Source organism: Burkholderia sp. MSMB1498 (assembly GCF_001526245.1).
In the GTDB taxonomy this organism is placed as follows: domain Bacteria; phylum Pseudomonadota; class Gammaproteobacteria; order Burkholderiales; family Burkholderiaceae; genus Burkholderia; species Burkholderia savannae.
Genome location: NZ_LOYJ01000044.1, coordinates 23604 through 47454 on the forward strand (window position 1 = coordinate 23604; position 23851 = coordinate 47454).

General features: G+C 68.1%; 21 protein-coding genes and 1 pseudogene. 5 read left to right on the plus strand and 17 right to left on the minus strand.

Annotated features, from left to right (window positions below):
- Positions 1–168: 168 nt before the first annotated feature.
- The 8 genes and pseudogenes from WS91_RS08175 to WS91_RS08210 form a co-directional block, all read right to left on the minus strand.
- A complete protein-coding gene (locus WS91_RS08175; protein WP_038748333.1) occupies positions 169–510 on the minus strand; it encodes a copper-binding protein in 342 nt (113 codons plus the stop codon).
- A pseudogene (locus tag WS91_RS08180) lies at positions 507–3716 on the minus strand (efflux RND transporter permease subunit). The gene WS91_RS08175 and the pseudogene WS91_RS08180 overlap by 4 nt, the downstream one beginning before the upstream one ends.
- On the minus strand, positions 3713–5398 hold the full coding sequence (locus WS91_RS08185) for an efflux RND transporter periplasmic adaptor subunit (RefSeq protein WP_059670094.1): 1686 nt from the start codon (positions 5396–5398) through the stop codon (positions 3713–3715). The pseudogene WS91_RS08180 and the gene WS91_RS08185 overlap by 4 nt, the downstream one beginning before the upstream one ends.
- 10 nt (positions 5399–5408) lie before the next feature.
- On the minus strand, positions 5409–6707 hold the full coding sequence (locus WS91_RS08190) for a TolC family protein (protein WP_059670095.1): 1299 nt from the start codon (positions 6705–6707) through the stop codon (positions 5409–5411).
- A gap of 93 nt (positions 6708–6800) precedes the next feature.
- Positions 6801–7169, minus strand: coding sequence for a hypothetical protein (locus tag WS91_RS08195; RefSeq protein ID WP_038748341.1), 369 nt, complete (start codon positions 7167–7169; stop codon positions 6801–6803).
- A gap of 164 nt (positions 7170–7333) precedes the next feature.
- Positions 7334–7831 carry a TPM domain-containing protein gene (locus tag WS91_RS08200; RefSeq protein ID WP_038748342.1) on the minus strand — a complete coding sequence of 166 codons (498 nt, stop codon included), beginning with the start codon at positions 7829–7831 and terminating at the stop codon, positions 7334–7336.
- Positions 7831–8679, minus strand: coding sequence for a TPM domain-containing protein (locus WS91_RS08205; RefSeq protein ID WP_059670096.1), 849 nt, complete (start codon positions 8677–8679; stop codon positions 7831–7833). The genes WS91_RS08200 and WS91_RS08205 overlap by 1 nt, the downstream gene beginning before the upstream one ends.
- On the minus strand, positions 8676–9344 hold the full coding sequence (locus WS91_RS08210; protein WP_059670097.1) for a LemA family protein: 669 nt from the start codon (positions 9342–9344) through the stop codon (positions 8676–8678). Before WS91_RS08210 ends, WS91_RS08205 begins: the two co-directional genes overlap by 4 nt.
- A 651-nt stretch (positions 9345–9995) precedes the next feature.
- On the opposite strand from WS91_RS08210, the gene WS91_RS08215 reads away from it, so the two are divergent.
- Positions 9996–10202, plus strand: a complete 207-nt coding sequence (locus WS91_RS08215; protein ID WP_231752000.1) for a DUF2933 domain-containing protein — start codon at positions 9996–9998, stop codon at positions 10200–10202.
- 174 nt (positions 10203–10376) lie between these two features.
- The gene (locus WS91_RS08220; RefSeq protein WP_059670098.1) at positions 10377–12782 is read left to right on the plus strand and encodes a heavy metal translocating P-type ATPase; all 2406 of its coding nucleotides are present in this window, start codon (positions 10377–10379) and stop codon (positions 12780–12782) included.
- A gap of 80 nt (positions 12783–12862) precedes the next feature.
- Here WS91_RS08220 and WS91_RS08225 read toward each other — a convergent pair whose 3' ends face one another.
- The 4 genes from WS91_RS08225 to argG form a co-directional block, all read right to left on the minus strand.
- Positions 12863–13063: a heavy-metal-associated domain-containing protein gene (locus tag WS91_RS08225; RefSeq protein ID WP_038748349.1), complete on the minus strand. Its 201-nt coding sequence runs from the start codon at positions 13061–13063 to the stop codon at positions 12863–12865.
- A gap of 433 nt (positions 13064–13496) precedes the next feature.
- Positions 13497–14204, minus strand: coding sequence for a hypothetical protein (locus WS91_RS08230; RefSeq protein WP_059578396.1), 708 nt, complete (start codon positions 14202–14204; stop codon positions 13497–13499).
- A gap of 98 nt (positions 14205–14302) precedes the next feature.
- Positions 14303–14806, minus strand: coding sequence for a hypothetical protein (locus tag WS91_RS08235; protein ID WP_038748353.1), 504 nt, complete (start codon positions 14804–14806; stop codon positions 14303–14305).
- Positions 14807–15097: 291 nt separating this feature from the next.
- Positions 15098–16438, minus strand: a complete 1341-nt coding sequence (gene argG / locus WS91_RS08240; RefSeq protein ID WP_038748355.1) for an argininosuccinate synthase — start codon at positions 16436–16438, stop codon at positions 15098–15100.
- 833 nt (positions 16439–17271) lie between these two features.
- On the opposite strand from argG, the gene WS91_RS37235 reads away from it, so the two are divergent.
- The 3 genes from WS91_RS37235 (at position 17272) to WS91_RS08260 (ending at position 19042) form a co-directional block, all read left to right on the plus strand.
- On the plus strand, positions 17272–17457 hold the full coding sequence (locus WS91_RS37235) for a hypothetical protein (protein ID WP_197430323.1): 186 nt from the start codon (positions 17272–17274) through the stop codon (positions 17455–17457).
- 656 nt (positions 17458–18113) lie between these two features.
- Complete coding sequence (locus tag WS91_RS35655) at positions 18114–18560, plus strand: hypothetical protein (protein ID WP_156432329.1); 447 nt, start codon at positions 18114–18116, stop codon at positions 18558–18560.
- A gap of 176 nt (positions 18561–18736) precedes the next feature.
- Positions 18737–19042, plus strand: coding sequence for a DUF4148 domain-containing protein (locus tag WS91_RS08260; RefSeq protein WP_038748633.1), 306 nt, complete (start codon positions 18737–18739; stop codon positions 19040–19042).
- A gap of 146 nt (positions 19043–19188) precedes the next feature.
- Here WS91_RS08260 and gor read toward each other — a convergent pair whose 3' ends face one another.
- The 5 genes from gor to WS91_RS36730 all read right to left on the minus strand — a co-directional run bounded on the left by gor (position 19189) and on the right by WS91_RS36730 (position 23469).
- On the minus strand, positions 19189–20550 hold the full coding sequence (gene gor, locus WS91_RS08265; protein WP_059578286.1) for a glutathione-disulfide reductase: 1362 nt from the start codon (positions 20548–20550) through the stop codon (positions 19189–19191).
- A 182-nt stretch (positions 20551–20732) separates the two neighbouring features.
- Entirely contained in the window at positions 20733–20957 is a 225-nt protein-coding gene (locus WS91_RS08270; RefSeq protein WP_038748363.1) for a hypothetical protein, read from the minus strand.
- Between the two features lie 350 nt (positions 20958–21307).
- The gene (locus WS91_RS08275; protein WP_038748365.1) at positions 21308–21493 is read right to left on the minus strand and encodes a hypothetical protein; all 186 of its coding nucleotides are present in this window, start codon (positions 21491–21493) and stop codon (positions 21308–21310) included.
- Positions 21494–21566: 73 nt separating this feature from the next.
- Positions 21567–23216 carry an NRAMP family divalent metal transporter gene (locus WS91_RS08280; protein ID WP_038748366.1) on the minus strand — a complete coding sequence of 550 codons (1650 nt, stop codon included), beginning with the start codon at positions 23214–23216 and terminating at the stop codon, positions 21567–21569.
- Between the two features lie 112 nt (positions 23217–23328).
- Entirely contained in the window at positions 23329–23469 is a 141-nt protein-coding gene (locus WS91_RS36730) for a hypothetical protein (RefSeq protein ID WP_038748367.1), read from the minus strand.
- Positions 23470–23851 lie beyond the last annotated feature (382 nt).

Genomic DNA, 23851 nt, shown 5'->3' on the forward strand with positions numbered 1-23851 from the left:
GAACAATAGTTCATCGCTCGTGACAGCGAGCGCCCTTTCTCCGGAAATTTCGCTGCGTTTCGAGCGGCGGCCGCGCGCGCGACGCCCGCGCCGCGCAACCCGATGCGCGCGCGACCGAAGCATCGCGAACGGGCCGGCCGCCGCCGGCCGGCCCGATGCGCGGAACGCTTATTTCTCGAGCTTCACGATGGTCGGCACGCCGCCCACGTTCTCGACGCGCACCCTCACCTTGTCGCCCGCGCGAACGCGCGCCGCCATCTCCGCGTCCTTCGCCTTGAACGCCATCGTCATCGGCGGCATCCCGACGTTATCGAGCGCGCCATGCTCGAGCGTGACCATGCCGGCCGCGGGGTCGACTTTCCGGACCACCGCGTCGGTCAACGCGGCGTCGGATTGCCGCGACGCATCGTGCGACGACATCGGCATGTTCATGCCCGCCATCCCGTCGGCGGCGATGGCGGGAGCGGCCGCGGCCGCGAGCGTGATCAGCAACACGATCGATTGCTTCATTGAGGTTCTCCGGTATCAAGGGAAGAAAAATCCGCGCCAGCGCGGCCGGCAACGGGGGAACGCCGCGCGCGCATCGCTCGGCGCACGCGGCGGCGCTGCAGCAGCATCCACCCAGCGGGAATGACGAACATCGACAGCAGCGGCGCCGTGACCATGCCGCCCACCATCGGCGCGGCGATTCGCTGCATCACTTCGGAACCCGAACCGTGCCCGAACATGATCGGCACGAGGCCCGCGAGCACGACGGCGACCGTCATCGCCTTCGGCCGCACGCGCAGCGCCGCGCCTTCGCGAATCGCGTCGGCGAGCATCGCCTCGGTCGGCGGCTCGCCGGCGGCGACGCGCCGCGCGTACGCGCTCTTCAGATACAGCAGCATCACGACGCCGAACTCGGCCGCCACGCCGGCGAGCGCGATGAAGCCGACCGCCGTCGCGACCGACACCGCATGGCCCAGCATCCAGACGAACCAGAATCCGCCGACGAGCGCGAACGGCACGGTCGTCATCAGCAGCAGCGCGTCGGCCGCCGAATCGAACGTCACGAACAGCAGCACGAAAATCACGACGAGCGTGGCCGGAATCACCGCGCGCAGCGTCGCGGCCGCACGCTCCAGATACTCGAACTGCCCGGACCACGCGATCGAATAGCCGGGCGGCAGCGCGACCCGCTGCGCGACCGCGCGCTGCATCGCATCGACAGCCGTCTTCAGATCGACGCCGCGAATGTCGACATACACGTAGCCCGACAGCCGCGCGTTCTCGCTGCGGATCATCGGCGGCCCGTCGGCGATCGTCACCGCGGCGACGTCGCGCAGCAGGATCTGCGCGCCGCGCCCGGTGACGATCGGCAATTGCCGCAGCTTTTCGAGCGAATCGCGCACCTCGCGCGGATAGCGGATGTTGATCGGAAAGCGCTCGCGGCCCGCGATCACCTCGCCGACGTTCTCGCCGCCGATCGCCGATGCGACGACGGCCTGCACGTCGCCGATCGAAAGGCCATAGCGCGCAGCCGCGCGCCGGTCGATGTCGACATCGACGTAGCGCCCGCCGTTCAGCCGCTCGGCGAGCGCCGACGCGACGCCCGGCACGCCCTTCACCGCCGCTTCGACCTGCGTTGCGATCCGCTCGACCTGCGCGAGATCCGGGCCGGAGATCTTCACGCCGACCGGCGTCTTGATGCCGGTCGACAGCATGTCGAGCCGGTTGCGGATCGGCGGCACCCAGACGTTCGACAGGCCCGGCACCTTCACGACGCGATCGAGCTCGTCGACGAGCTTCTCGGGCGTCATTGCGGGCCGCCATTCGTCGCGCGGCCTGAAACGGATCGTCGTCTCGAACATCTCGAGCGGCGCCGGATCGGTCGCGGTGTCCGCGCGGCCCGATTTGCCGAACACGGTCGCGACCTCGGGCACCGTCTTGATCAGACGGTCCGTTTGCTGCAGCAGCTCGGCCGCCTTCTGCGCGGAAATGCCGGGCAAGGCGGTGGGCATGTACAGCAGATCGCCTTCGTCGAGCGGCGGCATGAACTCGCCGCCGAGACGCGACACCGGAATCGCGGTGACGACGAGCGCCGCGACCGCGATGCCGATCGCAAACCACGGCCGCTTCAGCGTCGCTTCGAGAAGCGGCCGATAGAGCCGCACGAGCAGCCGGTTCAGCGGATTCGACGCCTCGTGCGGAATGCGGCCGCGAATCAGGTAGCCCATCAGCACCGGCACGAGCGTGACCGACAAGCCCGCCGCCGCGGCGATCGTATACGTCTTCGTGAATGCGAGCGGCGCGAACAGTTTGCCCTCCTGACCTTCGAGCGCGAACACCGGAATGAACGACAGCGTGATGATCAGCAGCGAGAAGAACAGCGCGGGCCCGACTTCCGCCGCCGACGCGGCGATCAGCTCCCAGCGCGCGGCGTTCGGCAGCGGCTCGCCCGGGTGCGCATGCTCGTGAGCCTAGAGATGCTTGTGCGCGTTCTCGATCATCACGACGGCCGCGTCGATCATCGCGCCGATCGCGATCGCGATGCCGCCGAGCGACATCAGGTTCGCGTTGACGCCCTGATAGCGCATCACGATGAACGCGGCGAGCACGCCGAGCGGCAGCGACAGGATCGCGACGAGCGCGCTGCGCAGATGAAACAGGAATACCGCGCATACGAGCCCGACGATCACGAACTCCTCGACGAGCTTGTCCTTCAGGTTGTCGACCGCGCGCTCGATCAGTTGCGAGCGGTCGTACGTCGTCACGAGTTCGACGCCCGCGGGCAGCGAGCGCTTCAGATCGGCAAGCTTCGCCTTCACGGCCTCGATCGTCGACAGCGCGTTCTTGCCGGACCGCATCACGATCACGCCGCCCGCGACTTCGCCTTCGCCGTTCAGCTCGGCGATCCCGCGCCGCATTTCCGGGCCGATCTGCACGCGCGCGACGTCGCCGAGCAGCACCGGCGTGCCGGCGTCGCTCGCGCGCAGCACGACGTTGCGAAAGTCGTCGAGCGTACGCAGGTAGCCGCTCGCGCGCACCATGTACTCGGATTCGGCCATCTCGACGACCGAGCCGCCCGATTCGCTGTTCGCCTTGCCGAGCGCACCGGCGACGTCGGCCTGCGTGATGCCGAACGCGCGCAGCTTGTCGGGATCGAGCACCACCTGATATTGGCGCACCATCCCGCCGATGCTCGCGACTTCCGCGACGTCGGGCACGGCCTTCAGCTCGAACTTCAGGAACCAGTCGTTGAGCGCGCGCAGCTGGCCGAGATCGTGCCGCCCGCTGCGATCGACGAGCGCGTACTCGTAGACCCAGCCGACGCCCGTCGCGTCCGGCCCGAGCGCGACGCTCGCGCCCTGCGGCAGCCGGCTCTGAACCTGATTCAGATACTCGAGCACGCGCGAGCGCGCCCAGTACTGATCGGTCTTGTCGTCGAACAGCACGTAGACGAACGCATCGCCGAACGACGAATACGCGCGGATCGTCTTCGCGCCCGGCACGCCGAGCAGCGTGGTCGTGAGCGGATAGGTCACCTGATCTTCGACCACCTGCGGCGCCTTGCCCGGATACGACGCCTTGACGATCACCTGCGTGTCGGACAGATCCGGCAGCGCGTCGAGCGGCGTGCGGTTCAGCGATAGCGCGCCCCACGCGGCGACGAGCGCGGTCGCGAGCAGCACGAGAAGGCGATTGCGAATCGACCATCGAATGACGTGCGCGATCATCGTGCGCCTCCGATCGGTTCGACCTTCGTCAGCCGATAGCCGTCGTCGGTGCCCTGGAACGCGAAGCGCACCGTATCGCCCGGCTTCACGTTCGCGAACGCGGCGGGCGCGGGCTTGCCGAACGACATCGTCATCGCGCCCCAACCGAGCGCCGGCACCGGCTGATGCGAGAACGTGATGTCGGCCGCGGTGATCTTCTCGATCTTGCCGGTGGTTTCGTAAACCGGCGAGGCGGCGCTCGCGTGCGCAGGCGACGGGGACGACGATGACGTTTGCGCGCTTGTCGCGCTTGTCGCGCTTGTCGCGCTTGTCGCGCTTGTCGCGCTTGTCGCGCTTGTTGCGCTCGTTGCGCTTGTCGCGCGCGCCGTCGCGGCGTCGGCCGTCGTCGCGCGCGCGCCGGCCGCCTCGGCTTCGAGCCTCGGCAACACCGATTTCAGGCTCGCTTCGGAATCGATCAGGAACTGTCCGGATGCAACCACCGTTTCGCCTTCGTTCAACCCGGCCAGCACCTCGGTCTCGTCGCCGACGTCGCGGCCGATCGCCACCTCAGCCGGCCGCAGCCGACCGTCTGCCATCCTGACGATCACGACCGAGCGCTTGCCCGTCGCGATCACGGCGTCGGACGGCACGACGAGCCGCGGCGCCGCATGCGGCGCGTCCACGCGCACGCGCATCAGCATGCCCGGCGTCAGCGTGAACGCGTGGTTATCGATCTCGAGCCGCGCCTGCAGCGTGCGCGTCGTTGCATTGACGCCCGGCAGGATCTCGCGGATCACGCCGCTCACGCGCCGCTGCGGATCGCCCGCGAACGTCGCGTCCACGCGCATGCCGGGCCGCACGCCGGAGGCGAGCGCCTCCGGCACGTCGACGACGAGCCACAGCGTCGACAGCCCCGCGATCTTCGCGATCGTCTGCCCGGGCGTCACCATCGCGCCGTCACGCACGTTCAGCTCGCCGACGACGCCCGCCTCCGGCGACGCGAGCACGACGTGCGTCTGCGCGCGGCCCGTCCGGTCGAGGCTCGCGATCACGCCGTCGGGAATCGACAGCGCACGCATTCGCGCGCGCGACGCGGCAAGCAGCTCCGCATCCATTCCACCGCGCTTGAGTGCGAGATATTCCTCCTGCGGCGCGAGCCAATCCGGCACGAACAGCGACGCGACCGGCGCGCCCTTCGCGATGCGCTGCATCGGCGCGTTCGCGTACAGTCGGTCGATATAGCCCGTCACGCGCGACTGCACGACCACCGCGCGCGATTCGTCGAATTGCGTCGTACCGACCGCGTCGAATCCTTCGTCGACGTCGCGCCGTCGCACGCTCGCATAGCGAATGCCCAGGTTCTGCTGCAGGCCGGGATCGATGCGCACGCCCGCGTCGCCGCCGCCGTCGTCCGCGTAGACAGGTTCGAGCGGCATGTTCATGAAAGGCGACTTGCCGGGCTTGTCGAAATGCTGGTTCGGCGCCATCGGGTCGTGCCAGTACAGCACCTTTCTGCCCGTCTTCGGGTCGACCGTGCCGGCGGCGGTTGCGGCGGTTGGGCGATTCGCCGCGCCGGCCGCGGACGCCGCCGCGGCTGCGTGCACGCGCGGCGCAAAGCGGGCGCCCGCGAAATAGCCGGCGGACAATAACGAAACGGCGGCGAACGTCATCAGCATCGCACGCGTCAAGCGAGTGTGGTTCATGTTCGCTCCTTCATTGTGCGGCGAGCGTCGCCGACGGGACGATCTGATATTCGAGCTGCGCCCAGCTCTGCGCGACGTCGCGTTCGAGATCGAGCACTTGCAGACGCGCATCGAGCCGCGCGCGGCGCGCGGCGAACGCGTCGGCGAGCGAGCCCGCGCCCGCGTGATACGCGGCGTCGGCAAGCCGCACGCGCTCGTCGGCCGCGGGCAGCAGCGATCGATCGAGCTCGGCGAGCCGCGCGCGGCCGCTCGCGAGCGTCGCCGACTGCGTGCGAATGTCCGCCTCGACCTGCCGCCGCGCGTCCTCGTACATCAGCCGCGCCTTCGTTGCGAGCGCGCGCTTCTGCGAGACGTCGCGATCCTGCCGGTCGCGACGATCGATCGGCAGCGGAATCGTGACGCCGATCGACACCATGTTCGCGTACGGCGCGCCGCGCTGCTGATACGCGATCTCCCACGTCCAGTTCGGGCGGCGCTCGCTGCTCGCGACGGCGACATCGGCGTCGGCAACCGCCACGTCGTCGTCCGCCGCGATGAGCGTCGGCTGCACGTGGCTCAGTTCGTCCGGAGGCAGCGACGGCACGAACGACACCGGCGCGGGCGGCTCGCCCGACACGTCGGATACCGGCACGGCAGTCCAGCGCGACAAGCCGATCAATGCGGTGTCGAACGCCTGCTGAGCGTTCGATTGGCGGTCGCGCGTCTGCGCGAGCAGCGCGCGCGCCTGCACCGCGTCGGCGGCCGTCGCCTTCGCGCCGCGATAGGCGGCCTGCGTCGCGGCAAGTTCGCGGCTCATCTCGTCGACGAGCTCGCGCTGCAGCGCGAGCGCCTTCTTCGCATAGGCCGCGTTGAGCCACGCGACCGCCGTCTGCTGGCGCACGCTTGCGAGTTGCAGCAGATAGCCGGCGCGCTCGCGGCCGACGACTTCGTTCGCGAGCGCGGTGCGCAGCCGGCGCTTGTCGCCCGACACCCATTCCTGCGCGATGCCGATGCGGCGCATCGTCATCGATTCCTGACCGATCGTGAAGCGTTGCGGGCCGTCGATCGGCAGATTGTCGATGCCGGCCTTGAGCATCGGATCAGGCAGCTGCCCGGCTTTGACGGCGGCCTCGGCGCTCGCCTGGACGGAAGCCTGCGCCGCCTGCATCGCCGCCGATCGATCGGTCGCCGATTGCAATGCGGCGTCGAGCGTGAAAGGCGCCGGTTGAGCGAACGCGGCGGCCGCGCTCGCGAAAGTGAGCGCCGCGACGAGCGTGCGCGCGCGCAGGCGCGCACGCCGGCCACGCGGCGCGCGATATGTCGAATACATGTGCTGAACCCCAGCGATGGAATCCCGAACGGATTCCGCGTCCCGAGTGCGGGACGAACCCGCCGCATGTGCGGCGAACCTGTCGGAGCGGGGTTAGGCGGTGCGCGGAGGTCGCCACAATCCGCCCGGCTCGCGGACGGTAAGCGACTTCGCGTAATGGAAGACGACCTGACGGCTCTCGCCCGCGGGGCGGACTACGTCAGACGCCGGCATCGGATGATAGAGGCTGCCGAACTGGCACTGCACCATGACTTTGCAGAAGACGATCTTCGCTTTGCCGGTCTTGCCGGCAGCCGTCGATTTCATCGATTCGCAGTCCTGCGACGGCGGCATCGCGCCGTCGACGCCCATCGACATCGTCTGCTGCATCGGGCAATCGCCGACGAGGCCGCTCGCCGCCAGCCCGGTCAAGGGCAGCGTCGCGCACCACAGCAGCACGAGAAGCAGGCGAAGGATCTTCATCGCGCAAGAGTATAGCGCAGCGAATGTGCATCGTTCGTCACGATCGTATCGAATGTTGCTTGCAATCGGGTTGCGGGTTGCGCATCGCTTGTCCGGCATCGCATCGCGTCTCGTCGAGCCGAGCCAATCGGATCGCGCCCGTGCGTCGCGACGCCGCGCACGGCTCACAGCACGACGGGCGCGCTCGACAGCTCGTCGCCCGGCGCCTTGCGCGCCGGATAGTGCCGCGCGAGCAACGCGGTGACGCGCTCGATTCCGTGGATCGAGCCCGCTTCGAAGCGGCCGCGGCGAAATTCCGCCTCCATCGCGCGGCACACCTCCTCCCAGTCGTCGCTGTCGACGCGCGCGTGTATCCCGCGATCGGCGACGATCTCGACGTCGTGATCGGCGAGCAGCAGATAGATGAGCACGCCGTTGTTGTGCTCGGTATCCCAGACGCGCAGTTCGGAAAACACGTCGATCGCCCGTTCGCGCGCGCTCACGCCCTTGAAGAGCGCCGACGCGTGCAGCGCCCCCTCGACCGCGAAGCGAAGCTGGCCGACGTGCTTCTCGTGGCTCGCCTCGACCGCGTGCCCGATCTTGCGGAGCGTGCGCTTCGGAAACGCCGCGGCGACGCGCCAGCGTGTCATCAGCAGATGCCTCGCGATTCGTCCGATATCCATCACCACCTCCCGGACGCGCCGCCGCCGCCGAAACCGCCGCCGCCGCCGCGAAAGCCGCCCTGCCCGCCGCCCCAGCCGCCGCGCCCGCCGATGAACGGCCCGCCGACGCGCGCGCCCATTCCGCCGCCGAACAGCGTGAAGAAGAGCGCGATCGCGGCCGCCGCGATCGCGACGAGCAGCGCGCCGGACAACAGCCACGCGACGAAGCCGACCACGCCGCCCGTGACCACCGAGCCCGCGAGCCGGCCGAATATCGCGCGCAGCACGCCGCCCGCGGCGATCGCCATCACGAACAGCACGGGCAACAAGCGGCCGAGCCCGCCATCCTCACCGCGGCGCGGGCGCGGCGGCGGCAGCGGCTCGCCTTCGATCACGCGCATCATGCTGCCGACGCCCGCCGAAATTGCGCCGTAGAAATCGCCGCGCCGCAAGCTCGGCACGATGACCTCGTCGATGATCCGATGGCTCGTCGCGTCGGTCAGCAAGCCTTCGAGGCCGTAGCCGACTTCGATGCGCAGCGTGCGATCGTTCTTCGCGACGATGAGCAGCGCGCCGTCGTCGACGTTCGCGCGGCCGAGCTTCCATTGCTCGACGACGCGGATCGAATACTGCTCGATCGTCTCGGGCTGCGTCGTCGGCACGATCAGCACGGCGATCTGGCTGCCCTTGCGCGCCTCGAAATCCTTCAGCGACTGCTCGAGCGTCGCGCGCTCGGCGTCCGTCAGCGTGCCCGTCTCGTCCGTCACGCGCGCGGCGAGAGGCGGCACCGGCTGCTCGGCGCGGCACGCTCCGCCGCCGAGCGACGCGAACGTAAGGATGGCGAAGCACGCCGCACGAAAGAGCTTCAATTCGACGCTCCGGCAGCGGGCGCGGGCGCCGGCGTGTTCCCGAAATCGACGCGCGGCGGCCTCGAGATCTCCGCTTCGTTCGCGACCGAGAAGTTCGGTTTTTCCTTGTAGCCGAACGCCATCGCGGTCAGGTTGCTCGGGAACGAGCGTATCGTCGTGTTGTACGCCTGCACCGAGCGGATGTAGCGGTTGCGCGCGACCGCGATGCGGTTTTCGGTGCCTTCGAGCTGCGCCTGCAGATCGCGGAAATTCGCGTCCGACTTCAGTTGCGGATAATTCTCCGACACGACGAGCAGGCGCGACAGCGACGACGTCAGCTGCCCTTGCGCCGCCTCGAATTTCGCGAACGCCTGCGGATCGGACAGCAGCTCCGGCGTCGCGCGAAGCGAGCCGACCTGCGCGCGCGCCTCGGTGACGCGGGTGAGCACTTCGCGCTCCTGATTCGCGTAGCCCTTCACGGTATTGACGAGATTCGGCACGAGGTCCGCGCGCCGCTGATACTGATTCAGCACTTCCGACCAGCTTGCAGTCACTTGCTCGTCCTGCACCTGGATCGCGTTGTAGCCGCAGCCGGACAACGCGAGTGAGAGCATGGCCAGCAACGCGGCCCGGAACCGAAATGACCACGCCGCCGCGGCGCGCGAGACCGAAGTGTGATGTCGCATCTGCTACCTCCGTTGCCGTTTGCCGGAAAAGCTTGCGCCACTCGCCGACGGCCGCTCCGGGATCGCCGGCTTCGGACGGCCCTTTGAGACGAACCCTTTGGGACGGCCCGTTTGGGACGGCCTGTTTTTGGGACAGCCGATCGCGGACGGCCAGTCGTAAATCGGCTGCGCACGCTTCGAATGGATGCTACTTATGCGGTTCCCGATCAGCTTGATTTGCGTCAACGGTCGCCCAGCGCGAACGGACAGCAAAAATCGTGCGCGCGGCTCGCCTCCGTCGTTTCGGATTCGCAAGCAATGGCGCGCCGGGCCATACGCCAGCCGGCAAGTAACGGGGCGCGATTGAGATAGGTCAATTCGCGCCGCCCCGCCGGCGCTACAGTGGGGCAATTATTCGCCTCCGAGTCACGCTCAGGTTCCCGACATGAAAACATGCGAGCGCTTCGCGATTGCAACGGCCCCCGCCCCGTTCGTGACGGAATTCGGGGCGGCTCGCCGCGCGCAGGCATCGGCACGGACAGAAGCCGCACGGCTCGTGCGTCGGCGCGGCTGGCCGCGCATGCGCCCGCCGCCGGCCGGCTGCGATGCGCCGCGCGGAGCAAGACGATGAGCGCCGCGCACGGCCTTCGTTCGCATTGGCGATCGCGCGTCGTGATCGGCGCGCTCTTGCTCGGCGCGATCGCGGCCTTCGTGTGGCTGCCTCGCCATCGATACCACGTTCTAGGCTGGCTGCCGTATCTGTTGTTGTTCGCGTGTCCGCTCGCGCATGTTTTCATGCATCGCGGCCATCGGCGCCGCACCGCTTCGGAAAGCGGTGCGCGCCTCGATTCCGAAGATGGCGATGAGCATCCCCGCTAGCAACGTCCGCTCGCGGCTTCCGTCTCCCACGCTCGCGAAGCCGGCCGGAAAGGCGCAACATCGAACGACGATTCGCCGCCGCACGGCACGGCGATGCGATGACGCGGCGCGCCTCGACGAAACTCGCCGCCGCGGGAGCAACCGACATTCATCGACGCGACAGGAGCGCTTGTCATGCACGACGCACATGTCCATCACGATCACGACCACGGCGCGAACGAACGGCGCGACGCGGCGACGCCCGGCGCAACGGCCGTCGATCCGGTCTGCGGAATGAAGGTGCCGATCGACACGCAACGTCGACACGACTATCAGGGCCTCACGTATCGCTTCTGCAGCGACAAGTGCCTGACGGCGTTTCGCGCATCGCCGCAACGGTTCGTCGGGATGCCGAAGCAGCCGGCCGGCGAAGCCGCGGCGAAGCCGGGCACGATCTACACGTGCCCGATGCACCCGCAGATACGCGCGAGCGCGCCGGGCGACTGCCCGATCTGCGGCATGGCGCTCGAGCCGCTCGCGCCGGGCGCCGGCGACGAGAGAAACCCAGAGCTCGAATCGATGACGAAGCGCTTCTGGGTCGGGCTCGTGCTGTCGGTGCCGCTCGTGCTGATGACGATGGGCAGGATGGCGCTGCCGTTCGACATCGGCGCCGTGATCGACGCGCTGTTCGCGCGCTGGCCGCTGCCGCACTGGCTGGCGGCGTCGTGGTCGCAATACGCGCAGGCGGCGCTCGCGACGCCGGTCGTACTGTGGGGCGGCTGGCCGTTTCTCGTGCGCGGCTGGAAGTCCTTCGCGGCGTGGCGATTGAACATGTTCAGCCTGATCGGGCTCGGCGTCTCGGCGGCCTACCTGTTCAGCGCGTTCGCGCTGCTCTTCCCCCGCGCGCTTCCGCAGGCGTTCCGCAGCGGCCATGACATCCCGCTCTATTTCGAGGCGGCGGCCGCGATCGTGACGCTCGTGCTGCTCGGCCAGGTGCTCGAGCTGCGCGCGCGCTCGCGCACCTCGAGCGCGATCCGCGATCTGCTGCAGCTCGCGCCGCACACGGCGGTGCGCGTGAAGCCCGACGGCATCGAGGAAACCGTGCCGCTGGACGCGGTCGTCGTCGGCGACACGCTGCGCGTGAAGCCCGGCTCGAAGGTGCCGGTCGACGGCGTCGTCGTCGAAGGGCACTCGAGCGTCGACGAATCGATGATCACCGGCGAACCGATGCCGGCCGAGAAGACGGAGGGCAGCGCGGTGACCGGCGCGACCGTCAACCAGACGGGCACGTTCGTGATGCGCGCGGAGAAAGTGGGCGCCGACACGCTGCTCGCGCGCATCGTGCAGATGGTCGCCGAGGCGGCACGCTCGCGCGCGCCGATCCAGAAGCTCGCCGATCAGGTGTCCGGATGGTTCGTGCTCGCCGTCATCGCGCTCGCCGCAATCGCGTTCGCCGCGTGGGCGGCACTCGGTCCGGCTCCCGCGCTCGCGAACGCGCTCGTCGTCGCGATCAGCGTGCTCATCATCGCGTGCCCGTGCGCGCTCGGCCTCGCGACGCCCGTGTCGATCATCGTCGGCGTCGGCCGAGGCGCGCGCGAAGGCGTGCTCATCAAGGATGCCGAAGCATTGGAGCTGATGGAGAAAGTCGATACGGTCGTCGTCGACAAAACCGGCACGCTGACGGAAGGCCGGCCGCGCGTGCAGACGGTCGTCGCGCTCGATCCGCATCGCGAGCACGCCCTGATCGGCTACGCGGCCAGCCTCGAAGGCGCGAGCGAGCATCCGCTCGCGCAGGCGATCGTCGAGCATGCGAAGCAGGCGGGCGCCGCGCGCGCGCCGGTCGAATCGTTCGATTCGGTGCCCGGCAAGGGCGTGAAAGGCGTGATCGACGGGCAGGCGGTCGCGCTCGGCAATGCGCGTCTGATGGCGGATCTCGCCGTGGACTGCGCGTGGGTCGAAACGGATTCGAACCGCCTGCGCGAAGCCGGCCAGACCGTGATGTACGTCGCGATCGACGGGCGGCTCGCGGGCTACGTCGGGCTCGCCGATCCGATCAAGGAGACGACGCCGGAGGCCGTGCGGCTGCTCAAGGCATCGGGCGCGAGCATCGTGATGTTGACGGGCGACAATCTCGTCACCGCGAACGCGGTCGCGAAAGCGCTGTCGCTCGACGGCGTGAAGGCGGGCGTGCTGCCCGCCGACAAATACGCGTACGTGCAGGCGCTGCAGCGGCAGGGGCACGTCGTCGCGATGGCGGGCGACGGCGTCAACGATGCGCCGGCGCTCGCGCAGGCGAACGTCGGCATTGCGATGGGCACGGGCACCGACGTCGCGATGAACAGCGCCCGGATCGTGCTCGTGAAGGGCGATCTGCGCGGCATCGCGCGGGCGCGCGCGCTCAGCGCCGCGACGATGACGAACATCCGGCAAAACCTGTTCTTCGCGTTCGTCTACAACGCGCTCGGCGTTCCGGTCGCGGCGGGCGTGCTGTATCCGTGGTTCGGCGTCACGCTGAGCCCGATCCTCGCGAGCGCCGCGATGGCGGCGAGCTCGGTGTCGGTCATCGGCAACGCGCTGCGGCTGCGTCGCGCGAAAACCTGAGCGGGCGGCGGTGCACGGCGGCGCGCGCCGCCGTGCACCGATCCCGCGAGTCAACGCGGTACCTCAACCCCGTGCGTCGCTCACGGCGCGACGACAACCGGATGGAACCCGGCAGTTTCGACGATGGCGACCACGCGCTCGACACCGAGCGTCGAGCCGACTTCGACCGCTTTCGACGCGATGTCGACGGAAACGGTCGCGGCAGGATCGACGGCCGTGATCGCTTGCGTGATCGCGTTCGCGCAGCCGCCGCACGACATGTCTTTCACTTCGAGTTTCATGCTGCTTCTCCAAAAGGATGTGAGGCGATCGGAGGATGCATCTTCCCACTGTGGGAAGGTCAAGCGCTGGGGTGTGAGGTGATCGGGTGTGAGGTGATCGGGTGTGAGGTGATCGGGTGTTCGGGTGTTCGGGTGTTCGGGTGTTCGGGTGTTCGGGTGTTCGGGCAGTCGGGCAGTCGGGCAGTCGGGCAGTCGGGCAGTCGAAGCACGGTCGCACGGCCAATCGAACGCGAGCCCCAACGCCGACTCAAACGCGACCACCAACCGCACTACGCGCTCGACGCGGTCGCGGCGATCCCGGTGCACGATCCGCGCGCCGCGTCACGTTCCGGCGGCGCACGATCGCCACGATCGACGGGATCGACGGGATCGACGGGATCGACGCATGTCGCATTCCCGACATTCGCCGAGACCGCCGCGCCGCCCCCGTACGTCAACGCTGCGCCGGCGCCTGGCAGAGCGCGAGATTGTGCAGGATCGCGTCGCCCGTCGACTTGTAGTTGTCGGCATCGCAGGGCGGAAGGCCGAACGCCTCGCTGTGCTCCTGCTGCGCGCGGTAGGCGATCGTATCGGACAGCACGGCCACGCATTGCGCGCGATCGCCGCGGTGATATTCCGTGAGCGCCAGATCGCTCTTCGCCCGGTCCAGCTCGATCCAGTCCATGAAGCCGCTGCACTCGGCGAGCAGCGACGTGAGCGTCGCGCGCGCCGCGCCGTAATCGTGCGCCGCGTATTGCCGGTGCGATCGCTCGGTGCGCACGGCCCGCGACTGATCCGCGCACGCGGCGGGCGGACGCCGGTATTCGCCGTCGAACGACGCGCGCATCCCGCAAAAATCCCGGCACGCTTCGGAGCCCGACGTATCCAGCTTGACGACGCCCTGCCCGCCGGACACCGCGATCCGGCAGACGTTGCCGCCGTCGTTCGCGACGCCGACGCGCCCCTTGAACGTGCCGCTCAACGCGCAGGTATGGCAGTTGCCGCCTATCGTTTCGATGTTGAAGGTATTGCCCTTGACGGTCAGCACGCCGTGCGCGCTTCCGCCTTCGACGTACAGATAGCGGCCCGCGTCCACCGCGGAGCCGGCGGCGAGCGCCGCGACGCTCGCCGACATCGCGGCCGCCGCGACCGTTGCTCGCATGCGGATTCCCCAGTTCATACGTTCCCCTTTCATCGAATTGCCGTGCAACGCGCATGCGCGGCGGCGAATCGCGCGCGCCGGTCGCGACGCGCGCGGCGTCACGCCGATTCGCCCGCCTGCAGCCGCAGCCGCCGCGCCTGCCGCGGCAACACGACGTACATGCCGGCCGCGATGTTCAGCACGAGGCCGATCGCCTGGCCGGCGAGCGGATGGCCGCCGTGGCGCAGCGGCATCGTCACCGCGCTGATCGGCAACGCGGCGAGCGTGGCCCAGCCGGCCGTCGTCAATCCGATCATCAGCGCCTGCCCGAACGACAATCGGCCGGGCGCCGGCAATGCGTGCGCGGCGAACCCCATGCGCACCGTGTATCCGGTGATCGGCAGGCAAATCGCGAAACAGACGACGAAGATCACGAGCGCGAGCGCCATCGCCTTGCCGCTCGGCGGCTGGCCGGCGACGGGAAGGGTTTGCCATATCGTCAAACCGACGATCGCCACGCCGAGAATCCACACCGGCACGCTCGCGAGCGTCTGGCGCCATATGCAGGACCACCACACCGACAGGCGTCGGCCGAGCGTCATCGACGGAAGCATCTGGAACATATCACCCCCCATTCTTGTTATCGGTTCTGCGAACGCGCGATCGCGGCGGCGTTAGACGGTTGATGCGTACGGCGGGCCGGCCTTCGCTCCGGCTCGGCGGCGCGGACAACGAAGCTGTCCGCGGCTTGGTGCGGCTCGGCGCGGCTTTACGCCGTTTCGCCTTCGCCGCGCGCCGCCCGCGCGATTGCGGCGCGGGCGTTTCATTCACGTCGGCCGCCCCGCTTGTTCGCGGCCGGGGGCGAACGTCGGTTCGCTCCCGGCCGCGCGCGGCGGCAAGCGCACGCCAGGGCGTCAGTTGCCGCCCTGGTCTTCCTTCAACTGCGGCAACCCCGACGCCTCGCCCGGCGCCAGCAGGCCGACCTGCGAGTAGATGCGCAGCTTCTCGCGCGTATCGGTGATGTCGAGGTTGCGCATCGTCAACTGGCCGATCCGGTCGCGCGGCGAGAACATCGACTGCACCTTCTCCATCGACAGGCGCTCCGGCTGGTACGTCAGGTTCGGCGAGCGCGTGGCGAGGATCGAGTAATCGTTGCCGCGACGCAGCTCGACCGTCACCTCGCCCGTGACCGCGCGCGCGACCCAATGCTGCGCGGTCTCGCGCAGCATGATCGCCTGCGGATCGAACCAGCGGCCCTGGTACAGCAGGCGGCCGAGGCGGCGGCCGTTCTCGCGGTACTGCTCGATCGTATCCTCGTTGTGGATGCCGGTGACGAGGCGCTCGTACGCGATGTACAGCAGCGCGAGCCCCGGGGCTTCGTAGATGCCGCGGCTCTTCGCCTCGATGATCCGGTTCTCGATCTGGTCGCTCATGCCGAGGCCGTGGCGGCCGCCGATCCGGTTCGCCTCGAGCAGCAGCTCGACCGCATCCTTGTATTCGACGCCGTTCAGCGCGACCGGACGGCCCTCTTCGAAACGGATCGTCACTTCTTCCTTGTCGATCTTCACGTCGTCATGCCAGAACGCGACGCCCATGATCGGATTGACGATCTTGATGCCGCTCTCGAGGCTTTCGAGATCCTTCGCCTCGTGCGTCGCGCCGAGCAGGTTCGAATCGGTCGAGTACGCCTTCTCCGCCGACATCTTGTACCCGAAGCCCGCCTGGCGCATGAATTCGGACATTTCCGCACGGCCGCCGAGCTCGTCGATGAACTGCTGGTCGAGCCACGGCTTGTAGATCTTCAGGTCCGGATTGACGAGCAGGCCGTAGCGGTAGAAGCGCTCGATGTCGTTGCCCTTGTACGTGCTGCCGTCGCCCCAGATGTTGACGCCGTCTTCCTTCATCGCGGCGACGAGCATCGTGCCCGTCACGGCGCGGCCAATCGGGGTCGTATTGAAATACGTGACGCCGGCCGTCGAGATGTGGAACGCGCCGCACTGGAGCGCCGCGATCCCCTCGGCCACGAGCTGCGCGCGGCAGTCGATCAGGCGCGCGCCTTCGGCGCCGTACTGGATCGCGCGCTTCGGGATCGAGTCGTAGTCGTCTTCGTCGGGCTGGCCGAGGTTGGCCGTGTACGCGTAAGGAACGGCTCCCTTGATGCGCATCCAGTGCAGCGCGGCGCTCGTGTCGAGGCCGCCGGAGAACGCGATGCCGACCTTCTGGCCGGCCGGGAGATTTTCAAGAATCGTGGTCATGACGAAAACCGTTCAATCAGTTGGAAGGGGGAATTTGGCGGAATCCAAGAGTATCGGCTGTGCCTGATTATGAGGCAAGTCTCGCGCGCGGCGCGGCCGGCCGGAGATTCGGGGCGTTCGGCGCGGAGAATCGGCGGCCGTGCCGCGATTCGGCGGGCCGCGCGGGCGCGGCCGGAACGCCGCCGCGGCCCGGCTGGAAGGGCTTTGCGGGGGATCGGCTCGGGATCTGCTCGGGATCTGCTCGGGATCGGCCGAGAGCGGGCGATGCGTCGCGCCTGGCTCGGCGATGCGCCTGCGGCTCAAACCATCCTGCGAGCGCTTTGCCGCGGCCAAAGGATTGGATTCGGCCGGGATCGATCGGCGGTTCGACTCGGACTCAACCCGAGTTCGAATCGGGCTCGAGTCGAGTCCGAGTCGGGAGCGATCCGCGTTGGCTCCGCGTTCCGGGCGGAACCGGGCGGATTCGATGTGTCTTCCTGACGGTGATCGCACAAGGCCCGAGAGCCGCTCAGCGGCACGGCAGCGGGCCGGCGGCCAGACATCCGTCGGCCCGCCGCGCCGGTCGACGCGGAAATCGGCCGCCGTCGAGCGCCGCCGACGCGCGTTCGGGCGTCAGGCACGTGGGCGCACGGAGCAGCCGATCGCCGAGCTCCGACCGACGCGCGTCCGAACCGGCCATGCCGACGCCGGCGGTCGGTCAAGCCGCGACGAACACTCCTCGAACGAAATTCATCCGGCCGCCTTGTTTCAGATTTCACCGCGCGCCGCCCGTCGATAATCCCCGCACGCTGCAATGGCGAGGAATGGCGAGGAAGCGCGTCATGTGACGCCCGATGCGCATCGAAATGTTCAACGAACGCGGCAAGAAAACGGCGATGGTCTCGATCGAACAGGCGGCGGCGCTGCTTGATACCGAGGACGTGGATGCCGCGATCCGGTACCTGAGCCAGTTGCGCGCGTCGATGCGGCCGCGATTCCGGAAGTCCCGCCGCGCTCGCCGCAGTACGCGACGAAAATAAAGCCATGCTGGCACATCGAAAAGCACCGCCGTACGACGGCGCCGTTTTGTTCGTGCAGCGCACCGAGCTCGGCCGGGCGAGCTTAGCGTTGCCGACGCATAGCCTCGCGAAGCTGCACGAATCGCTCACGCGCCATCTCGAGTCGAGCAGTCGATGATCCGCACGATTCGCGGCTACGGCATCGTGAAGATCTGCTTCCAGCCGGGCGTGACATCCGCACGGCCGCCGCGCACGTGGCGTCGGCATCGCAGACCGTGCTCAAGCAGATGCCGCCCGGCACGACGCCGCCGCCGATTCTGAACGGCAACGCGTCGACGGTGCCCGTGCCGTAGATCGGCGAAGTCGCGCGCGAGCAGGAGCGTGTCGCCGTTCGCGCACTTCGGCCGTCGCGCGCACGACAGGCGCGACCTGATCGCCCCCGGTCTTCAGCGCATGATCGAGCGTCGTTCCTTCGCGATACGCCGCCGGCACAGGCGCAAACGCGAGCACGCCGCCCGCGATATGCGCGCCGTTCGCCGGAAAGAAGCCGTAATAGTTCGCGTGCATCCGCTCGTGATCGAGCCGGTGATGAATCGCGTCGGCGGTTTCGCCGTCAGGCATCGCATCGCGATAGATCATCTACCAGTCGATCACGCGCGACATCGGCCTCGCGCTTCATGTCGTACGTGATCGCCGTCACGATGCGCCGCGCGCGCAGTGAACCGCATCAGCCCGCCGCGCGCCGTCCCTTTCCAGTCGCGCCCCGATCGCCGCACGTGCGCGCGGACGCATTCGCAGGCGCTTTGCAAGCGCCACCGGCAGCATCGGCCGCGCGCCGTTCGCTTTCGATGGCCTTCCGTATCAGCGTCACGTCGGCGATCGGGCCGCCTTCGCCCTGCACCTTTGCGTACGACATCGCCGGCGCGAACAAACTGGCCGCCAGCACCATTGCGCTCACCGTCCGCTTCATCGCCAACCCCACTCTCGTCTCGTCGGTTCGTTGCCCGTCGCACCGCACACACGGGGCATACGTTGCGTGCGCCATCCGTGAACCCGACGATAGCAACGCGCACAAGACGTTTCGCGAACAGCGGCATGAACAATTATTTAGATATCCGCTCTAAATCTCAAGGCACTGTTTCGCAGATGCGCGTGGATGAAACTCGCGTCACTCGTGCGTTGCCGTTTCGACACATCGCGACGCTTAAGCCTTCATTCCGCGATCGGCGCCTCGGCCGGCATCGCCGGGCAATCCAACGGCTGCCCGAATCGGAGCATCGAATACATGAAGGAGTCGCAGATGAAATTCCCGGTCTGCACGCTCGCCTGCACGTTCGCGCTGACGCTCGGCGCCGCCGCGCACGCCGCGCCGAAGCTCACGCCCGCGCAATGTTCGGACTACCCGTTCGCGCACACGAACGGGCCCGTCACGCGAGCGCAATTGATGAACGAATTGTCCGAACTGGAATCGGTCGGCTACAACCCTTCCGCCGGCGACGAGAACGGCTACCCCGACGACATCGACGATGCGCAGCAAAAGCTGATGCAGAAATATCAGACGGATTGCGTCGGCGCGGGCGGCTCGATCTCGTCGAACGGCAACTGACGGCGGTGCGTACGCCCGCGCATGCCGTTACCCGCGGCACGGTGCGGCGGCCCGAGCGGCCGCGTGTGCGATCCGCCGCCCGCCGCACGTCGCACGTCGCACGTCGCACGTCGCATGTCGCACGTTGCACATCGCGCGAGCGCGCGTCACGCGTCGTCCGGTTCCTTCTGCCGCAGCGTGACGAATTCCTCGGCGGCGGTCGGATGAATGCCGACCGTCTCGTCGAATTGCGCCTTCGTCGCGCCTGCGCGAATCGCGATCGCGACGCCCTGGATGATTTCCGCCGCATCGCGCCCGACCATGTGCGCGCCGACCACGCGCTGGCTGTCGCGCGCGACGACGAGCTTCATGAACGTCTTCTCGTCGCGGCCGGACAGCGTGTGCCGCAGCGCGCGAAACGACGTCTTGTAGATGTCGAGCGCGCCGAACTCGGCGCGCGCGTCCGCCTCGGTGAGCCCGACCGTCGCGACCTCCGGCTGGCTGAACACGGCGGAAGGAATGTACCGATGGTCGGCCGCGATCCGCTTGCCGCCGAACAGGTTCGCCGCGAGCAGCATGGCGTCGCGCGTCGCGACGGGCGTGAGTTGCGGACGGGCGGTGACGTCGCCGATCGCGTGGATCGACGGCGCCGTCGTCGTCGAATACGCATCGACTTCGATCGCGCCGCGCGCATCGCGCGCGACGCCGGCCGCCTCGAGCCCGAGCGCGTCGCAATTCGCGACGCGCCCCGTCGCGTACAGCACCGCGTCGTACGGCCCGTACGCGCCCGTCGCGAGCTTGAGCGTCAGCGCGCCGTCGGCGCCGCGCTCGATCGCCTCGACGCTCGAGCGCGTGTGGATCGCGACGCCGTGCTTCGTCATCTCGTCGTGCAGCACGCGCCGCACGTCGTCGTCGAAGCCGCGCAGGATCTGCTCGCCGCGATAGAACAGGTCGACGTCGGCGCCGAGCCCGTCGAAGATGCCCGCGAACTCGACCGCGATGTAACCGCCGCCGACGATCGCGATCCGCCCGGGCAGCTCGGGCAGGCTGAGCGCCTCGCGCGACGTGATCGCGTGCTCGATGCCGGGAATCGGCGGCATGACGGGCCGCGAGCCCGTCGCGACGCCGATGTGCCGCGCGGTGACGCGGCGCCCCGCGACGTCGACCGTGTGCGCGTCGACGAGCGTCGCGCGCCCCGCATGGATCTCGACGCCCGATTTGTTCAGCAGATCGACGTAGACGCCGCTCAGGCGCGCGATCTCGCGATCCTTCGCTTCGATGAGCGTCGGCCACGAGAACAAACCGATGTCGAAGGTCCAGCCGAAGCCGGCCGCATCCTCGACGTCATGGCCGTAATGCGATGCATAGACAAGCAGTTTTTTCGGAATGCATCCGCGCAGCACGCAGGTGCCGCCGATCTGCTCTTCCTCGGCGATGCCGACGCGCGCACCGTAGGATGCCGCGACCCGGCCGAGGCGCACGCCGCCCGAGCCCGCGCCGATGACAAAGAGATCGTAATCGAATTCCATGGCGTCGCCTGATCAAAGCCTCGATGACCCGACGATAGCAAGATTTCGCCTTTCGTGCGGCCGCGAGCGCGCGTACTGTCATGCACCGCAATCATCTGTGGATTGCGCGCGGCGAAAAAAAAGCGGAAGGCGATGCCTTCCGCTTCGTGTCGCGCGAGATGCCGGATCTTCGCGCCGACGCGTCACGCCTGCGATGCGTCGCTGTCCGGCGCGGCGGCGTTCTCGCCGTCCGCCGCTTCGTCGTCCTTCTTTTTCTCGACGAGATTCTCGAGCGCCTCGGCGCCCTTGAAGCCGCCAACCGCGGCCGCGGCCTTCGTCAGCAGGCCGGCATCCGGATCGACCTTCTCGGCTGCCTCGACGGCCGCCACCGCGCCTGCAATCTCACCTACCGTATTCAAGATTCCCATCGCAATCACCGTTTAGGTTGAACGTGAGCGAGCATGATTGCATGGACATTCATGCAGCGCCGCGTTTTGTAACATTCGGTAGCGCCCGTTACTCCGGGCGCCACCGCTCGCGAGAGCCGATGCGCGAAACATCGGCGAAGGCGCGCTCCGGCGGACGACAGCGAACCAGGCACGCACGCGCGGCGCGATCGGCGACGATCGCGAAGCCGCGCGCAAGCAGCTTAGCTCACTCCCGCCCGCGCAACTGTCAAACTATGTCGGATGGTTTTCGTCCGGCTTTCATTCGCAGGAATCCTCTACTTTCCCGCGAGCGGCACTACGCGCGGCGCGCGCCGCGCGCACGCTTGGGCTCATTCGCTTGCGCCGGATGCGGGCGCGGCCGCCACGGCGCCGGTGCTCGCCGGCACGTCGGATGCGGCGGCCGCCGCGACGGCCGCATCGTTGGTCTTGCTGCTCACTTCGTCGTCGTCCGTTCTCGTGCACGCGGCGATCAGCAACACCGCGATCATCGATGCAGCCCACGCGTAACGCTTCATCCTGTCGCTCCCGCAAGAATTGGAATCGTCGGAAAACGGCCGGCTGCGCGCTGCGAACGGCCGCACGCGCCGGCTACCTGAAAAACGCCATCTGCACGACCTTCACGATCACGAGCCCGACCGCGAGCACCAGATAGCCGCGCAGCACGCCCATCCAGATGCGCGTCGACATCGTGATCCGCGGCGCGGGCAGCGTGTCGAGCGGCGGCATCCGCCACGTGTCGCGCAGGCTGCGGTCGACGGCCGGCTCGGCCGGCTCGATGCCGCGCTTGCGCAGCGCGAGTGTCGCGACGTAGCCCGCCGCCGCGAGCAGCGTGCCGCCCGCGAGCACCTCGAGCATCGTCTCGCCGCTCATGTCCGGATACATCACGGACGCCGTCAGGATAATCGACAACATCACGAGCACCCAAATCACCGCGCCCGTGAACAGATTCAGTTTCGTCGAGTTGACCCACGGGCCGAGCACCGCCTTGTCGTTGCACAGCAGCAGCAGGAACACGGTCGCGCTCGGCAGCAACACGCCCGCGAGCGTCTGCACCGCTTCCGTGAGCAGCCCGAGCGGGCTGCCCGGAATCAGCACGAGCGCGGCCGCCGCGGCAACGATGCCGAAATAGACCAAGTAGAAGCCCTTCGCGTCCGACACGCTGCGATGAAGCGAGTGACGGATCTTGAACACGTCGCCGATCGCGTACGCGGTCGCGAGCGACACCGCCGCCGCGCCGATGATCGACGCGTCAAGCAGCGCGATCGCGAAGAGCGTCGCGCTCGTGTGGCCCGCGTACTTCGCGAGGCCCGCGATCACGCCGCCCGCGTCGGTGAAGTTGCCCGCCTCGGGGCGTCCCTCGAAGAGCGCCGCACAGAACGCGATCATCGCGATCGCGCCGATCATCACGAACACGATGCCGATCCACAGGTCCACCTTCTCGTATTTCATGAAGCGCGGCGTGATCCGCTTGTCGATCACGTAGCTTTGCTGAAAGAACAGCTGCCATGGCGCGATCGTCGTGCCGACGATGCCGATCACGAGCAGCATCACGTCGGAGAGCTTCGCGTGCGTGGGCCAACCCGGCACGAACAGGTCGCGCGTCATCTGATGCACGGGCGGATGGATCGATACGAGCACCGGCACGAGCAGCAGGCTCAGCAGGCAGAGCACGACCGCGAAGCGCTCGAACCGGCGAAAATCGCCCGTACTGACGGCCGCCATCGTGAGCGCCGCGGCAATGCACACCCCCGCAACCTTCGACACGCCGAAGAAGTCGAGCACGAACGTGATGCCGATGAACTCGGTGACGATCGTGAGCGCGTTCAGGATGAAGAGGTCGATCACGCTGAACGCGCCCCAGAACTTGCCGAAGCGCTCGAAGATGAGGCGTGCGTGACCGACGCCCGTGACGGCGCCGAGACGCAGCACCATCTCCTGATTCACGAACAGAACGGGCACGAGCAACAGCAGCGTCCACAAGAGCGTCGTGCCATAGTTCTGGCCCGCTTGCGTATAAGTGCCGAACGCGCCGGCGTCGTTGTCGCCGACCATCACGATGAGGCCCGGCCCGAGAATCGCGAGCAGCGTGCGCAAACGCGCCCACCAGTTGCTGCGAGGCGCGGTGTCGTGATGCGCGATCGTGCCGAGCGCGCCCTTGATGTCGCCGATGTGCGCGTGATCGAGGACCGCGCTGCGCTCGACGGCGATGGGGGGCGAGACGTCGGTTGGCGTGGACATATGGGTTCTCCCCGGTAGGTATGGTTTTCGTCGGCGCGCATCCCCGGCATGCGCGAAGCGCAAGCACCGCGACGCGGCGCCGCGCTCGGCGCATGCCGAAGCGCATCGAGTTTCAGGAAATCAGCGCTTTCAGACGCTGCCAGAACGAGACGGCCGCCGGCTTGCCGGCGGATTCGAGCGACAGCATCGCGTCGTAGTGGACGCGCGATTCCTGGACGTGCGGCAGTTGCGACAGAAGCAGACCGAATTGCATGATGATTCTCCGGGCGCGGGTTCTCGCGCATGGCGGGAAGCCGCGTGCCCGAATCTCATGCGCGCGATGCGCTTATCGATCGAGCCCCACGCGCTTCCCTTGATGATCGAAATCGAAAAGATCGAGGGTGCGGCATATGGGATAACTGTCACAGTCCGGCATGTCGGCTCCTTGTCTGACGGTTGGCTTACCGCGTGCACGCATGCACGACGAGCGCGCACGCGAACACGCGCGCTCGACGCGCCGTCATGCGAAGCATGCGGCAGCGCCGAGCGAACGCGCGCCGCGAACCGGGGTTCGCGGCGAATGCCGAACGGGCGCGCGAAAACGCAGCGCTCATGCGGCGCGAATCAAGGGTGCACGGGGAGTGGTATTCGGAACT